Raw genomic sequence first — 13,989 nt, 5'->3', positions numbered from 1 at the left:
TCATCACTCGACCGCCGGCGGGGTGGAATCATCCTCCACGCCCGCGGACGCGGCGGTCCCGTTGGCATCACCGTCGCCGTCGTCCGCGATGGACGCCACCGACACCACCCGCTCATCGGCGCCGACGCGGAACAGCGTCACGCCCAGGGTCTTGCGCCCGGCCACCCGCACGTCGTGCAGCGGCATGCGGATCACCTGCCCGCCGTTGGTGACCATCATCACCTGATGGGACTCTTCGACCGGGAAGGCGGCGACCACGGCGCCGTTGCGCTCTCCCATCTCCATGTTCCAGATGCCCTGGCCGCCACGGCCCGCCACCCGGTATTCGTAAGACGAGGTGCGCTTGCCATAGCCACGGTCGGAGACGGTCAGGACATACTGTTCCTGCCGCTTCAACTCCTCGTAGCGTTCCGGCGTCAGGGTGACGGAATCGGCGGCCACCTCGTCGGCTTCCGGTGCGGCGTCGCCCACCATGTCCAGCCCCTCTTCCCGCTTCATGCGCAGGAAGGCGGCACGCTCCTCGGGCGAGGCTTCGACGTGGCGCAGGATCGACATGGACACCACCTCGTCGCCCTCGGCCAGCTTGATGCCGCGCACACCGGTGGAGGTACGGCCGGCGAACACGCGCACATCCTCCACGGGGAAGCGGATGCACTTGCCGCCGCTGGCGGCCAGCAGCACGTCGTCGCCCTCGTCGCAGGTACGCACGCCGATCAGCCGTTCGCCCTCCTCATCCAGCTTCATGGCGATCAGACCGTTGGAGCGGATGTTCTGGAAGTCGGACAGGCGGTTGCGCCGCACGTTGCCGTGGGACGTGGCGAACATGACGTGCAGGTTGGCCCAGGCGGCCTCGTCCTCCGGCAGCGGCATGACGGTGGAGATGGTCTCCCCCTCCTCCAGCGGCAGCAGGTTGACGAAGGCCTTGCCGCGCGACTGCGGGTTGCCCAGCGGCAGGCGCCAGACCTTCAGCTTGTAGACCAGACCGCGGGTGGAGAACACCAGGAGCGGCGTGTGGGTGTTGGCGACGAACAGGTCGGCCACCGCATCCTCGGCCTTGGTGCTCATGCCCGCCCGCCCCTTGCCGCCGCGCTTCTGCGCACGGTAGGTGGACAAGGGCGTGCGCTTCACATAGCCCGACTGGCTGACGGTGACGACCATATCCTCGCGCTGGATCAGGTCTTCGATGTCGGCTTCGAATTCCAGTTCCAGGATTTCGGTGCGGCGCGGGGTGCCGAACCGCTCCTTCATGTCCACCAGCTCTTCCCGGAGGATGCCCAGCAGCTTGGGCCGATTGGCCAGGGTTTCCAGGAAATCGACGATCTGGTCGGTGACGTCCTTCAGTTCCGCGCCGATCTTGTCGCGCTCCAGCCCGGTCAGGCGGTGCAGGCGCAGATCCAGGATGGCGCGGGCCTGCTGTTCCGACAGGCGGTAGGTGCCGCCGGGGCCGATGCCGCGGCCCGGCTCGTCGATCAGCTCGATCAGCGGGCCGACGTCGTGGACCGGCCAGTCGCGGGCCATCATCTCCTCGCGCGCCCACACCGGATCGGGGGCGGAGCGGATGAGCTTGATCATTTCGTCGATGTTGGCGACGGCGACGGCCAGACCGACCAAGGTGTGGGCACGCTCGCGCGCCTTGCCCAGCAGGTATTCGGTGCGCCGGGTGATGACCTGTTCGCGGAAACGCAGGAAGGCGACGATGATGTCCTTCAGCGTCATCAGTTCCGGCCGGCCGCCGTTGAGGGCCAGGGTGTTGACGCCGAAGGTGGTCTGGAGCTGGGTGTGGCGGTAAAGCTGGTTCAGCACCACGTCGGGCACGGCGTCGCGCTTCAGCTCGATCACCACGCGCACGCCGTCGCGGTCGGATTCGTCGCGCAGGTCGGCGATGCCCTCGACGATCTTGTCGTTCACCACCTCGCCGATGCGTTCCATCAGCTTGGATTTGTTCACCTGATACGGGATCTCGGTGACGATGATGGCCATGCGGTCCTTGCGCACCTCTTCGATGTCGGTGCGTGCGCGCATGACCACCGAGCCGCGCCCGGTGTGGAAGGCCGACCGGATGCCCGAGCGCCCGAGAATCAGGCCGCCGGTGGGGAAATCCGGCCCAGGGATGAGGTCGATCAGCTCGTCGATGGTGATGTCGGGGTTATCGACGGTGGCACAGCAGGCGTCGATGACTTCCGTCAGATTGTGGGTGGGGATGTTGGTCGCCATGCCGACCGCGATGCCGCCCGCCCCGTTGACCAGCAGATTGGGGAAGCGTGCCGGGATCACCGTCGGCTCGCGGCCCGAATCGTCGTAGCTGGCCTGGAAATCCACCGTGTCCTTGTCGATGTCGTCCAGCAGCGCTTCCGCCGCCTTGGCCAGCCGCGCTTCGGTGTAGCGCATGGCCGCCGGCGGGTCGCCGTCCATGGAGCCGAAATTCCCCTGGCCGTCGATCAGCGGCAGCCGCATGGAGAAATCCTGCGCCATGCGCACCATGGCGTCGTAGATCGAGGAGTCGCCGTGCGGGTGATATTTACCCATCACGTCGCCGACGATGCGGGCCGATTTCTTGTAGGGCTTGGTCGAATCGTACCCACCCTCCTTCATCGCATAGAGGATGCGGCGATGGACGGGTTTCAGCCCGTCGCGGACGTCGGGCAGAGCGCGGCTGACGATCACGCTCATGGCGTAATCGAGGTACGAACGCCGCATCTCGTCTTCGATCGTGACCGGCGCGATGTCGAAAGCGGGGGAGGTCGGGGTCGTGCTCAAGAAACGAAGCTCTCGCTTTAACGGGTACGGCGGGCGGGGGTATCGGTTCGCGCGGGCCGGGCGCCGTTCAGCACAGGCACGCCCACCTTTTTACCAGTTTCCGCATATGCTCACAATGATTCACCCATGCCGGGGTGCCGAGAAAGCGGTCTTTTGCCACAAAAGCCATCACCCCAAGGGGTGCGGAACCCCTCCCCTCCCCCCGCCGTTATGGGGAAAAGACAGGAGGTGCCGATGTTCCCGCCCATTCCTTATTACCACAGCGGCTTTTACACCAGCGGCGGCGAACCGCCCCGCGAGCCGCCGGAGGTTCCGCCGTCCGCCCCGCCCACCAGCCCGGAGCCGCGGGTGCCGCCCAACCCCGACACCCTGCCGGAAATCACGCCCCCGGTGGAAACACCCCCACCCGCGGTGCCGCCGCCGACCCAGGCATGAGCCGCAAAGCAAAACGGGGCCGAAACCGGCCCCGTTCGCGTTCTTCCCAATTGTGCGCGGCTCAGGCGCCCAGCATGTCCAGCGCCTTTTGCAGCTTGTCGCGGGTGGCGGCGGCCTCGTCGCGGCGGTCGCGCTGCTCGGCCACCACCTCTTCCTTGGCCTTCGCCAGGAACTGCTCGTTGCCCAGCTTGGCGTCGATCTTCTTGATCTCGCCGGCCAGCTTGTCGATTTCCTTGGTCAGGCGCTGACGCTCCTTGTCCAGATCGACGATGCCTTCCAGCGGCAGGATGACCGTGGCTTCGTCCAGCACCGACTGAACGGCGCTCTTGGGCACGGCCCCGTCCAGCGGCTCGACGGAGGCCAGACGGCCCATGCGCAGGATCAGGTCGCGGTGGGTGGCCAGCCGCTCCAGGGTCTGAGCCGACGGATCCTTCAGCATCAGCGCGATCTGGGCCGACGGCGGCACGTTCATTTCCGAACGCATGGAGCGCACGGAGGAAATCAGCCGCACCACCCAATCCATCTCGGCTTGCGCCGCCGCACCGCCGGCATCCGCCGCCGGTTCCGGCCACGCTGCGCTGATCAGGCGGTTGGCGCGGTCGGGCGACAACTGCTCCCACAGCTCTTCCGTGATGTACGGCATGATCGGGTGCAGCAGGTGCAGGATCTGGTCGAGCACCCACGCCGTGGTGGCGCGGGTTTCGGCCTTCGCCGCCTCGTCATTGCCGGTCAGGATCGGCTTGGTGAATTCCAGATACCAGTCGCAGAAGGTGCCCCAGGTGAACTGGTACGCGGCGTTGGCGGCCTCGTTGAACTTGTAGCCGTCGATGGCCTCGGCGATGCGGGCACCGGCATCGCGGACGGCGCCGACGATCCAGCGGTTGACCGTCTGGGTCAGGCCGGTGGGGGCGAAGCCCGGCACCGGCTCGCAGCCGTTCATCTGGCAATAGCGGGCGGCGTTCCACAGCTTGGTGGCGAAGTTGCGGTATCCCTCCACCCGGCTGACCGCCAGCTTGATGTCGCGGCCCTGGGCGGCCATGGCCGACAGGGTGAAGCGCAGCGCGTCGGTGCCGTATTCGCCGATCAGGTCCAGCGGGTCGATGACGTTGCCCTTGGACTTCGACATCTTCTGGCCCTTTTCGTCGCGGACCAGGGCGTGGATGTAGACGGTGCGGAACGGCACGTCACCCATGAAATGGATGCCCATCATCATCATCCGGGCCACCCAGAAGAAGATGATGTCGAAACCGGTGACCAGCACGTCGGTGGGGTAATAGCGCGCCAGTTCCGGCGTCTGTTCCGGCCAGCCCAGGGTGGAGAACGGCCACAGCGCCGACGAGAACCACGTGTCGAGCACGTCGGTGTCACGGGTCAGTTCGACGGGTTTGCCGTAGTGGGCCGCCGCCGCCGCCCGTGCCGCCTCTTCCGTTTCCTCCACGAAGAAGGCGCCGTCCGGCCCGTACCACGCGGGGATCTGGTGGCCCCACCAGATCTGGCGGCTGATGCACCATGGCTGGATGTTGCGCATCCAGTCGTAATAGGTGTTTTCCCACTGTTTGGGCACGAAGGTGGTGCGGCCCTGCTCCACCGCGTCGATGGCCGGCTTGGCCAGCGTGGCGGCGTCCACGTACCATTGGTCGGTCAGCCAGGGTTCGATGGCGATGCCCGAACGGTCGCCGTGGGGGACCATGTGGGTGTGCGGCTCGATCTTCTCCAGCAGGCCCAGGGCCTCGATCTCGGCCACCACCTTCTTGCGTGCCTCGTAGCGGTCGAGACCGCGGTAGGCTTCCGGCACCGCGTCGTTCAGACGGGCATCGCGGTCCATGATGTTGATGGCTTCCAGCCCGCAGCGCTTGCCGACCTCGAAGTCGTTGAAGTCGTGGGCCGGCGTGATCTTCACGGCACCCGAGCCGGTCGCGGGGTCGGCGTATTCGTCGCCGACGATGGGAATGCGGCGGCCCACCAGCGGCAGCACCACGAACTTGCCGATCAGATCCTTGTACCGTTCATCCTCGGGATGCACGGCCACGCCGGTGTCGCCCAGCATGGTTTCCGGGCGGGTGGTGGCGACGGTGATGAAGCGCCCCTCCTCCCCCTCGATCGGGTAGCGGAAGTGCCAGAGGCTGCCCTTGATCTCCTTCTGCTCGACCTCAAGGTCGGAGATGGCGGTGTGCAGCTTGCTGTCCCAGTTGACCAGCCGCTTGTCCTTGTAGATCAGCCCCTGCTTGTGAAGCTGGACGAACACCTTGACGACGGCCTTGCTCAGCCCCTCGTCCATGGTGAAGCGTTCCTTGGCCCAGTCGGGCGAGGCGCCCAGACGGCGGAGCTGGCGGGTGATGGTGCCGCCCGATTCCGCCTTCCACTCCCACACCTTGCGGATGAACTCCTGCCGGCCCAGGTCGTGACGGGTCACGCCGTCCTTGGCCAGGTTGCGTTCCACCACCATCTGGGTGGCGATGCCGGCGTGGTCGGTGCCCGGCTGCCACAGGGCGTCCTTGCCGCGCATGCGGTTGTAGCGGATGAGCACGTCCTGCAAAGTAAAGGTCAGGGCGTGGCCCATGTGCAGGCTGCCCGTTACGTTCGGCGGCGGCATCATGATCGTGTAGGGGTGCCCGTTGGCATCGGTGTTGGCGGCGAACGCCCCCGATTCTTCCCACAGGCGGTAGTGCTTTTCCTCGACCTCGGCGGGCCGGTAGGTCTTTTCGATCATGATTCACACTTTCGCTGAAGCGGTCTTCAGGTATTGGGCAGCGGGTTGAAAGGGCGAGGAACGGATCAGAACCGCTGGGTCCGCCGGATCATCCGGTCGATTTCCTGCTGTACGAGCCGTTCGACGATGGTCGGCAGGTTTTCGTCCAGCCACTCCTTCAGAAGCGGTTTCAGAAGCTCGCGGACCACATCCTCAACCGTGCGGATGCCCACCGGCATCGGGCCGATGGACAGGTCGTCACCCAGCTTGCGCGCCAGATGGGTCAGATGCTGCGATGCATCGTCGGCGGTGCGCCGGGAAATCAGCCCGTCGTCGAAATCCTCCATGAAGGAACGGCCCCGCGGGCGCGGGGACGGCATTTCCGTCACGTCGTCGAAATCGAAACTTGGCCGTGGCCGCGGAGGCGGCGGGGGTGGCGGTTCCGGTTCGGAATCGTCGAAATCGGGCAGCGTGTCCGCCGGGGGATCGGGGAACGCCGGGACATCCATATCCCACTGATCGTCCTCCGGCTCCGGTTCCGGCATGGCCTGGGTGAGTTCGAGGACATCATCCTCGTCCTCGTCCATCATCATGGGCGGCGGCGGCGGGGGCGGCGGCGGAGGAGGGGGTGGAGGTGGCGGCGGGGGGGGCGGCGGAGGCGGAGGTGGGGCCTGAGGCGCCGCCGGCTCCGACGTCTTGGAAGCGGTGTCGCCATCCTCGGAGATGATACGCCGAATGGAGGCGAGAATTTCCTCCATCGACGGTTCTTGCTGGCCTTTATCGCTCATCAGGACAAATCCGGGACGTCAACCTGCCCCACACTAGGCCAGGACTGTGTGAAAAGCCATACGAACGGCACGCCGCGCGCCCGCGCAACGTGCCGCATGCCACCGATCTTACTCACCCGTGCCCAAACCGATCCATTTGTCGCGGGTGTTCTTGTAGTTCTGCTGGGCGTCGTAGTACTTGGCCGGCAACGCCATCTGTTCCGCCGTCAACTGCCCGATGGCGGACAGCAGCGTGAAGGCCGCAACCATTTCGTTGCGCTCGGCACGCACCAGATTGACGCGCGCGTTGAGCAGTTCCTGTTCCTGGTTCAGCACGTCCAGAACGGTGCGGGAACCGACCTGGGCTTCCTGGCGCACACCATCCAGCGCGATCTGGGCGGCCTTGATCTGATCCCGGTAGGACTTGATCGCCGCGCGGGAGGTGGCGAGCGACTGCCACGCGCTGACCGCCCCTTCGACCGCGCGCTGGCGGGCGTCGTCGATCTGCATGCGGTACTGATTCGCGGTCTGCTTGGCTTCGCGCACCTGGGCTTCGGGCAAGCCCGCCTGATACAGCGGGATGGTGACCTGGGCTGTGATCTGCGAGGTGTCGGAACGATCGACCATCAGGCCCGACGACCGGCTGCCGTCCCATGTGCGGGCGGTCTGGGCGTTCAGGCTGACGCTGGGCAGCAGGCGCCCGAACTGCTGATCGACGGTGGCCTGCTGGGCCGCCTCGTTGAAGGCGGCGGACAGAACCGTGGGGTTGTTGGCCTTGGCCATCTCCACCGTCTCGTCCAGGGTCGCCGGCAGCTTGAAAGCGGGCTTGGGCGCCTTCAACGGACCGGGGCTCGCCCCGATGATCCGTTCATAGGTGGCGCGGGAGCTGGCGAGCTGCCCTTCCGCCGAAATGCGCGATGCGACGGCGCCGGACAGGCGCGATTCCGACTGGCTGACGTCGGTGCGGGTGTATTCGCCCACGCGGAAACGGTCGCCCGCGGCTTCCAGCTGCCGCTTCAGCACCCGCTCGTTGTTGATGTTGAGCGTCAGCACCGCCTGGTTCTGCACCACGTCCAGATAGGCGGTGGCCGCGCTCAGCAGCACGTCCTGTTCCGCACCCATCAGGGTTGCGCGCTGAGCCTGCACCAGATTTTCCGCCCGGCGGACCGCCGGGGAGACGGTGGCGTCATAGATCGGCTGGGTCACCGACACGCCGACCGACTTGGGCGTCAGGGCGGAATTGCTGGTCCCGACCCGTTCGACCTGGGATTCGGTCACGGAGCGGCTGATCGACGCCGTGGCGCGGGCCGACGGGCGATAGCCGGACAGGGCCTGGGGAACCGATTCATCCACCGCGCGCAGCCGCGCGCGCTGGGCAGCCAGCGACGGGTTGTTGGAATAAGCCTGGGCAAGAGCCTGCTCAAGACTCTGCGCCCACGTCGGTTGCGCCATCCCCAACGCCACCGCGCCCCAGGCGACGGTGGCAATCAGATAGCGGCGCACACCCGGATAGCTGCGCACACTGTGGCTTCGCACGGTCATCTCTTCCGGCCTTCACTGTTTCGGGGTTTCAACCGACGCTCCCTTTCGGTGCGGGAGAATACAGAACCTTGGCGCCGTTCCGAAGCTTTCCTTTCAGGACAGACCGAACGGACAGGGGCACCAGCCCCCTGGAGCCCCTGTCCGCACCGTTCAGCATCGAACCCAACGGTTCCGTTTCTTTCCCACACCACCCCATGGTACGCGGGCGCCGTTGTCCGGTGACCCGGTGTCACGCGACTCAGAACTGGAACACCGGCTTCGGTTCGAAACCGGGCAGCACCGGCGGCTGCGATTCGAACAGGGCCCGGCTGGACACGGTGTCGCCCACACGGCGGTACAGCCGCACTTCGCCCAGGCCGCGGGCGCCCAGAACGACGCCGATCAGCCGGCCGTTGGGGGCGAGCTGGTTCAGCAGCGCGTCCGGCACCTCGGCCACCGAACCGTTGACGATGATCACGTCATAAGGCCCCTGGGCGGGATAGCCGCCGGGCAGGTCCGCTTCCACCGCCAGCGCGTTGTCGGCGCCCACGGCGGCCAGCGCCTGGGTGGCGTGCTGCACCAGATCGCCGTCGGATTCGATACCGACCACGGTGGCGGCCAGACGCGACAGCACGGCGGTGGAATAGCCGGTGGCGCAGCCCACATCCAGCACTGTGTCGGTGGGCTCGATCACCACCTCCTGGAGCATGCGGCCAAACAGCATCGGCTCCAGCAGGCAGCGGCCGTTGCCCACGGGCAGGGTCTGGTCCACATAGGCGATGCCGCGGGCGGCCTTGGGCACGAACAGTTCGCGCGGGATTTCCAGCAGAGCCTCGACCAGACGTTCGTCCGTCACCTTGTTGGGACGGATCTGACCCTCGACCATATGGACGCGGGCGGCGGCGGTATCGGACAGAGCGGTCACGGTCATGGCGGTCGCAATCGTTCGGGTTGAAACGGGTGGCCCGCCAAGCCGGCGATAACGGCTTCGCTGCCATCGGCGTATATATCCGCAACGCCTCACGAACACAACGGCGAGGGCGGACCGGTCCGCGGTCTGCGGCACCGCCGGTCCGAAGACCAAGGGAAAAATGCCGTTCCTGCAAAACGACGGCTTGACCGCTCCGCGAACAGGGACTATACGTGCGCTCCCAACACGGACCGGCGCCGAACGGCGAACGAACGGGAAGCGAAACGGACCGATGTTGAACACCGTTGGCGCGGTGGCAGAGTGGTGATGCAGCGGACTGCAAATCCGTGTACGTGGGTTCGATTCCCGCCCGTGCCTCCAATTCGAAAGGGCCGCTTTCCCGACCGGAAAAGCGGCCCTTTTCCTTTTTCCCGCCCGCCCTTGGTTCCGCCTACGAACCAAGTTCGTCGTAGAGCGTGCGCGCGTCGTCGGCGGGAATGGGGGGCAGGTTTTCACGCTTCCATTCGCCACACCAATCGGATGTCTGGGTGATGGGGAAACGCCCCTCGGGGTCACGGGGGGTGACCATGGGGGGATAGCGCCGGCACACGCCCTTGGGTCCGCGCTGGCGGACCCCCTGCCCTTCCCAGTAGCGGCAGGAGTAACAGGTTTCGAGTCGCTTGGTGGCCATCGGCGCTCACGGGCGGGAAAATCACGGGAGCGACCATTTACGGCCACCCGCCCCGCAAGGTCGAGCGGATTGTTGCCCGTCAGCCGCCGTGGGGAGCCGACGGCGGCTTGCCGGGGCGCAGGTCGTTGCCGTGGCGGGCGTAATAATCCTTGATGGCCGCGTCCAGTTCGCGCCGCCGCTCGGCCTGCGCCGAATCGTCGGGGGCGTCCTGAAGCGTCTGGAACTCGGAAACCGCCTTTTCCAGGTCGGCATCGCTGTGAATGGGCATGGCGGGCATCCCGGCGCCGTTGTCGATGCACGAACAACGCCCCGGCGGGCGCCCTTGTTTCATCGTGCCCGCTGTTTGCGTTACATCTTGGGCCGGGCATATCGGCCCGCCGCATCAGGGGAAAGCACCCGCCATGGACCATCCCGACATCGAAATCGTCGAGAAGAAGACCGCCTACAAGGGCTATCTGCAGGTCGATGTCTACCGCCTGCGTCACAAGAAGTTCGATGGCACCTGGAGCGGCGTGCTCCCCCCGCGGGAGGTGTGCGAGCGCGGCCACGCGGTGGGCGTCCTGCTCTATGACCCCGTGCGGGACGAGTTGGTGATGATCGAGCAGTTCCGCGTGGGGGCCGCCGCCGGCGGCGGGCCGGCGTGGATGCGGGAAACCGTGGCCGGTATCATCGAAGAGGGTGAGACGCCCGAGGACGTTGCCCGCCGCGAAGCCCTGGAGGAGGCGCGCTGCGTGGTGACCGATCTGGTGAAGGTCTGCGACTATTTCTCCAGCCCCGGCGCCTTTTCCGAAAGGGTCACGGTGTTCTGCGGCCGGGTGGACAGCAGCGGGGCCGGCGGCATCGGCGGGCTGGCCGAGGAGCACGAGGACATCCGCATCGACGTGCTGAGCGCCGAGGAAGGCATCCGCCTGCTGGACGAAAACAAGCTGAACAACTCGGTGACGGTCATCGCCCTGGCGTGGTTCGCCCGCCACCGCGACACCGTGCGTGCGCAATGGCTGGGTGGTGAGGCGGGGGCCTGAGCGGCCCCCGTCCCCCCCACATTCCCGTCAGGCGGCGGCCAGAACCTCGGCCTTCACGGTGGCGAAGGCCCAGTCGAGCCAGGGCAGCAGCGCCGCGATGTCCGCCGTCTCCACCGTCGCCCCACCCCACAGGCGGAAGCCCGCGGGCGCGTCGCGGTAGGAGCCGATGTCGTACGCCACCCCTTCCCTGTCCAGCAGCGAGACGATCTTCTTGGCGATCTCCTCCTGGGTGGCGGCGGGCAGCGCCGTCACGGCGGGATCGGAAATCACCAGACAGATGGCGGTGCAGGAGCGCACCGCCGGGTCGGTGGCCAGGAACGAGATCCACGGGCTTGTCGCCACCCAATCGGCCACCGTCTTCAGGTTGGCCTCGCTGCGGGCGATCAGAGCCGGCAGGCCGCCGATGGACTCGGCCCATTGCAGCCCGTCGATGGCATCCTCCACCGCCAGCATCGACGGCGTGTTGATGGTCTCGCCCTTGAAGATGCCCTCGATCAGCTTCCCGCCCTTGGTCATGCGGAAGATCTTGGGCAACGGGCGCGGCGGGGGGGCGGATTCCAGCCGCTCAACCGCGCGGGGGCTCAGCACCAGCATGCCGTGGGCCGCCTCCCCGCCCAGCACCTTCTGCCAGGACCACGTGACGACATCCAGCTTGTGCCACGGCAGGTCCATGGCGAACGCTGCCGAGGTGGCGTCGCAGATGGACAGCCCCTGGCGATCGTCGGCGATCCAGTCCGCGCCGGGAACCCGGACGCCCGAGGTGGTGCCGTTCCAGGCGAACACCACGTCGCGCGACCAGTCCACGGCGTTCAGGTCGGCCACCTGCCCATAGGGCGCCTCCAGCACGCGGGCGTCGAGCGCCAGTTGTTTGGTGATGTCGGTGGCCCACTCCTTGCCGAAGCTTTCCCACACCAGCACATCCACCGGGCGGGTGCCCAGCAGCGACCACAGCGCCATCTCCACCGCCCCGGTGTCGGAGGCGGGGACGATGCCGATGCGGTAGTCGGCGGGGATGCCCAGCACCGCGCGGGTGCGCTCGATCACCTCGGCCAGCTTGGCCTTGCCGGTCTTGGAGCGGTGGGAGCGGCCCAGAAAAGCATCGTCCAGCGCCGACAGCGACCAGCCGGGACGCTTGGCGCAGGGACCGGAGGAGAAAGTGGGAACAGCGGGCCGAACCGACGGCTTCATGGACGGTATCCTCAAAACAGGGACAGGCATCGCGCAAGATCGGCGAGGGACGTATCCCACGCCATTCGGACCATAGGGCCGCCGCGAAGCGGGCGTCAACGGGCGGATCGGGCAGCCCTGATAAACAACATATAAATTATGTGTATTCCAGGCAATCAACAAACCAACATTGAAACCCTGCTGTTTTTTCCGATATGATTTCGGCGTTTCATCCGTTTTCTCAGAGGATACACAGCCGTGACCATCCGCGACGGTTTCATCGGTACCATCGGCAACACGCCGCTCATCCGGCTCGACGGCCCGTCGCGGGCAACGGGGTGTGAAATTTTGGGCAAGGCGGAGTTCCTCAACCCCGGCGGGTCGGTGAAGGACCGCGCGGCGCTGGCCATCATCCGCGACGCCGAACAGCGGGGCCTCTTGAAGCCCGGCGGCACCATCGTGGAGGGGACCGCGGGCAACACCGGCATCGGGCTGGCGCTGGTGGGCAACGCCCTGGGCTACCGCAGCGTCATCGTGATGCCGGAAACCCAGAGCCAGGAAAAGAAGGACATGCTGCGCCTGATCGGCGCCGACCTGCGGCTGGTCCCGGCCGTGCCGTACAAGGATCCCAACAACTACGTGCGCTATTCCGGCCGTCTGGCCGAGGAATTGGCGGCCACCGAGCCCAACGGGGCGGTGTGGGCCAACCAGTTCGACAACGTGGCCAACCGCGACGGCCACCGCCTGACCACCGGCCCGGAAATCTGGGAGCAGACCGGCGGGCGGGTCGATGCCTTCACCTGCGCGGTGGGCAGCGGCGGCACGCTGGCCGGGGTGGGGCTGGCGCTGAAGGCATTCAACCCGGACATCCGCATCGTGCTGGCCGACCCCATGGGCGCCGCGCTCTACCACTACTACACCAGCGGCGAGCTGAAGGCCGAGGGCACCTCCATCACCGAAGGCATCGGGCAGGCGCGCATCACCGCCAACCTCGAAGGGGCGCCCATCGATTCGGCCCTGCAGATCACCGACGAGGAGGCGCTGCCGATCCTGTTCGACCTGGTGAAGACGCAAGGTCTGGTTCTGGGCGGTTCCACCGCCATCAACGTGGCCGCGGCCATGCGTGTGGCCCGCGATCTCGGCCCCGGGCACACCATCGTCACCATTCTGTGCGACGGCGGGCAGCGCTATCAATCGAAACTCTTCAATCCGACCTTCCTGCGTGAGAAGAATCTTCCCGTGCCCGATTGGCTGGACTGACCCGGCCATCCGCAAACGGAGGGGTTATGGAGCTGCTGTTCCGCGACGACGCCTACACCCGCACCTGCACCGCCACGGTGGTGTCCGCCGACGAGACCGGCATCCGCCTGGACCGCACGGTGTTCTATCCCACCGGCGGCGGCCAGCCCGGCGACACCGGGGTGTTGCGGGCCGGCGGGGTGGAGATCCCCATCATCGACACGGTGAAGGGCGGCCGCGGGCCGGACGACGTGCTGCACATCCCGGCGGCGGGGGTTCCCCTCCCCGCCCCCGGCACGGCGATGGACGCCGAAATCGACTGGGAGCGCCGTTACCGCCACATGCGCATGCACACCGCCCTGCACCTGCTGTGCGCGGTGGTGCCGGGATCGGTGACCGGCGGCCAGATCGCCGCGGACAAGAGCCGGCTGGATTTCAACGTTCCCACGGCCAGCCTGGACAAGGACGCCATCGCCGCGGCCATCAACCGCATCGTCGCCGGCGATATTGCCGTCGCCACAACCTGGATCAGCGACGAAGAACTTGCCGCCAACCCCGAACTTGTGCGCACCATGTCGGTAAAGCCGCCCAGCGGTTCCGGCCGGGTGCGGGTGTTGTCCGTGGAGGGGGTCGATCTCCAGCCCTGCGGCGGCACCCACGTGGCCCGCACCGGCGAGATCGGAACGGTCGAGGTGGTGAAGATCGAGAACAAGGGCAAACAGAACCGGCGTGTCATCATCGCCCTGACTTCGTGATGACGGCGGCGCGCCGGTAAAGACCGACAAGAAGGG

The 13,989-nt window shown here is 66.8% G+C and carries 12 protein-coding genes and 1 tRNA gene; 5 read left to right on the top strand and 8 right to left on the bottom strand.

Annotated features, from left to right (window positions below; all coding sequences use genetic code 11):
- Window positions 1-3 precede the first annotated feature (3 nt).
- Window positions 4-2,757, bottom strand: coding sequence for a DNA gyrase subunit A (gyrA, locus tag M2352_RS10860; RefSeq protein ID WP_264664504.1), 2,754 nt, complete (start codon window positions 2,755-2,757; stop codon window positions 4-6).
- Between the two features lie 234 nt (window positions 2,758-2,991).
- On the opposite strand from gyrA, the gene M2352_RS10855 reads away from it, so the two are divergent.
- Window positions 2,992-3,192: a hypothetical protein gene (locus M2352_RS10855; protein WP_264664503.1), complete on the top strand. Its 201-nt coding sequence runs from the start codon at window positions 2,992-2,994 to the stop codon at window positions 3,190-3,192.
- Between the two features lie 61 nt (window positions 3,193-3,253).
- Here the strand turns inward: M2352_RS10855 and M2352_RS10850 are convergent, their stop codons facing one another.
- From M2352_RS10850 to M2352_RS10835, 4 genes are all read right to left on the bottom strand, one after another.
- On the bottom strand, window positions 3,254-5,902 hold the full coding sequence (locus tag M2352_RS10850) for a valine--tRNA ligase (RefSeq protein ID WP_264664502.1): 2,649 nt from the start codon (window positions 5,900-5,902) through the stop codon (window positions 3,254-3,256).
- 65 nt (window positions 5,903-5,967) lie between these two features.
- The gene (locus M2352_RS10845) at window positions 5,968-6,669 is read right to left on the bottom strand and encodes a DUF2497 domain-containing protein (protein WP_264664501.1); all 702 of its coding nucleotides are present in this window, start codon (window positions 6,667-6,669) and stop codon (window positions 5,968-5,970) included.
- A 108-nt stretch (window positions 6,670-6,777) separates the two neighbouring features.
- Window positions 6,778-8,190 carry a TolC family outer membrane protein gene (locus M2352_RS10840; protein ID WP_406567246.1) on the bottom strand — a complete coding sequence of 471 codons (1,413 nt, stop codon included), beginning with the start codon at window positions 8,188-8,190 and terminating at the stop codon, window positions 6,778-6,780.
- 238 nt (window positions 8,191-8,428) lie between these two features.
- Entirely contained in the window at window positions 8,429-9,100 is a 672-nt protein-coding gene (locus M2352_RS10835; RefSeq protein WP_264664499.1) for a protein-L-isoaspartate O-methyltransferase family protein, read from the bottom strand.
- A gap of 286 nt (window positions 9,101-9,386) precedes the next feature.
- On the opposite strand from M2352_RS10835, the gene M2352_RS10830 reads away from it, so the two are divergent.
- Window positions 9,387-9,460: transfer RNA gene (locus M2352_RS10830), tRNA-Cys, on the top strand.
- Between the two features lie 70 nt (window positions 9,461-9,530).
- Here M2352_RS10830 and M2352_RS10825 read toward each other — a convergent pair.
- Both M2352_RS10825 and M2352_RS10820 read right to left on the bottom strand, forming a co-directional pair.
- Entirely contained in the window at window positions 9,531-9,770 is a 240-nt protein-coding gene (locus M2352_RS10825) for a hypothetical protein (RefSeq protein ID WP_264664498.1), read from the bottom strand.
- A 79-nt stretch (window positions 9,771-9,849) separates the two neighbouring features.
- A complete protein-coding gene (locus M2352_RS10820) occupies window positions 9,850-10,038 on the bottom strand; it encodes a hypothetical protein (RefSeq protein ID WP_264664497.1) in 189 nt (62 codons plus the stop codon).
- 133 nt (window positions 10,039-10,171) lie between these two features.
- Between M2352_RS10820 and M2352_RS10815 the strand changes: the two genes are divergently transcribed.
- Entirely contained in the window at window positions 10,172-10,792 is a 621-nt protein-coding gene (locus tag M2352_RS10815) for an NUDIX domain-containing protein (RefSeq protein ID WP_264664496.1), read from the top strand.
- 27 nt (window positions 10,793-10,819) lie between these two features.
- Here M2352_RS10815 and M2352_RS10810 read toward each other — a convergent pair whose 3' ends face one another.
- Window positions 10,820-11,980, bottom strand: coding sequence for a phosphoserine transaminase (locus M2352_RS10810; RefSeq protein WP_264664495.1), 1,161 nt, complete (start codon window positions 11,978-11,980; stop codon window positions 10,820-10,822).
- A gap of 237 nt (window positions 11,981-12,217) precedes the next feature.
- Here M2352_RS10810 and M2352_RS10805 point away from each other — a divergent pair, with 237 nt between their 5' ends.
- Both M2352_RS10805 and M2352_RS10800 read left to right on the top strand, forming a co-directional pair.
- Window positions 12,218-13,219: a cysteine synthase A gene (locus M2352_RS10805; protein ID WP_264664494.1), complete on the top strand. Its 1,002-nt coding sequence runs from the start codon at window positions 12,218-12,220 to the stop codon at window positions 13,217-13,219.
- 26 nt (window positions 13,220-13,245) lie between these two features.
- Window positions 13,246-13,953 carry an alanyl-tRNA editing protein gene (locus M2352_RS10800; RefSeq protein ID WP_264664493.1) on the top strand — a complete coding sequence of 236 codons (708 nt, stop codon included), beginning with the start codon at window positions 13,246-13,248 and terminating at the stop codon, window positions 13,951-13,953.
- Window positions 13,954-13,989: the final 36 nt, after the last annotated feature.

This window comes from Azospirillum fermentarium, assembly GCF_025961205.1.
GTDB classification, from domain to species: domain Bacteria; phylum Pseudomonadota; class Alphaproteobacteria; order Azospirillales; family Azospirillaceae; genus Azospirillum; species Azospirillum fermentarium.
The sequence above is the reverse complement of the archived record's forward strand: the minus strand, read 5'-3'. Positions and strand labels throughout refer to the sequence as shown.

What these genes read in the sequence shown, in the direction of transcription:
- M2352_RS10855 (WP_264664503.1), top strand. Translation starts at nt 2,992, where the DNA reads ATGTTCCCGCCCATTCCTTATTACCACAGCGGCTTTTACACCAGCGGC.
- M2352_RS10835 (WP_264664499.1), bottom strand. Translation starts at nt 9,100, where the DNA reads ATGACCGTGACCGCTCTGTCCGATACCGCCGCCGCCCGCGTCCATATG.
- M2352_RS10810 (WP_264664495.1), bottom strand. Translation starts at nt 11,980, where the DNA reads ATGAAGCCGTCGGTTCGGCCCGCTGTTCCCACTTTCTCCTCCGGTCCC.
- M2352_RS10850 (WP_264664502.1), bottom strand. Translation starts at nt 5,902, where the DNA reads ATGATCGAAAAGACCTACCGGCCCGCCGAGGTCGAGGAAAAGCACTAC.
- M2352_RS10825 (WP_264664498.1), bottom strand. Translation starts at nt 9,770, where the DNA reads ATGGCCACCAAGCGACTCGAAACCTGTTACTCCTGCCGCTACTGGGAA.
- M2352_RS10820 (WP_264664497.1), bottom strand. Translation starts at nt 10,038, where the DNA reads ATGCCCATTCACAGCGATGCCGACCTGGAAAAGGCGGTTTCCGAGTTC.
- M2352_RS10840 (WP_406567246.1), bottom strand. Translation starts at nt 8,190, where the DNA reads ATGACCGTGCGAAGCCACAGTGTGCGCAGCTATCCGGGTGTGCGCCGC.
- M2352_RS10845 (WP_264664501.1), bottom strand. Translation starts at nt 6,669, where the DNA reads ATGAGCGATAAAGGCCAGCAAGAACCGTCGATGGAGGAAATTCTCGCC.
- M2352_RS10800 (WP_264664493.1), top strand. Translation starts at nt 13,246, where the DNA reads ATGGAGCTGCTGTTCCGCGACGACGCCTACACCCGCACCTGCACCGCC.
- M2352_RS10815 (WP_264664496.1), top strand. Translation starts at nt 10,172, where the DNA reads ATGGACCATCCCGACATCGAAATCGTCGAGAAGAAGACCGCCTACAAG.